Annotated in this window: 1 protein-coding gene; it reads right to left on the minus strand. The window is 67.4% G+C overall.

What is annotated here, in order from left to right:
• On the minus strand, window positions 1-500 hold a 500-nt coding region (locus FS769_RS16675; protein ID WP_186325608.1), incomplete at its 3' end, for a hypothetical protein.
• Window positions 501-512 lie beyond the last annotated feature (12 nt).

Below are 512 nucleotides of genomic sequence, written 5' to 3' on the forward strand. Positions count from 1 at the left end.
GCGTCGGCATCGAGGATGTCGATGTCCAGCGCGTCCGCGTCGATCAGGTCGATGTCCAGACCGTCAGCGTCACCGTCGATGTCCAGCACGTCCGCGTCAGCGTCCAGCAGGTCGAGATCGGCGTCGATGTCGAGCGCGTCGAGCAGGTCGGTCACGTCGAGGTCGAGCACGTCCAGAGCGTCGGCGTCAGCGGCATCCGCGTCCACCACGTCCGTGGCGTCAGCAGCATCCGCGTCGATGTCCAGCACGTCCGCGTCGGCATCGAGGATGTCGATGTCCAGCGCGTCCGCGTCGATCAGGTCGATGTCCAGACCGTCAGCGTCACCGTCGATGTCCAGCACGTCCGCGTCAGCGTCCAGCAGGTCGAGATCGGCGTCGATGTCGAGCGCGTCGAGCAGGTCGGTCACGTCGAGGTCGAGCACGTCCAGAGCGTCGGCGTCAGCGGCATCCGCGTCCACCACGTCCGTGGCGTCAGCAGCATCCGCGTCGATGTCCAGCACGTCCGCGTCGGC

This window comes from Microbacterium sp. BH-3-3-3 (assembly GCF_007679045.1).
Classification (GTDB): domain Bacteria; phylum Actinomycetota; class Actinomycetes; order Actinomycetales; family Microbacteriaceae; genus Microbacterium; species Microbacterium algihabitans.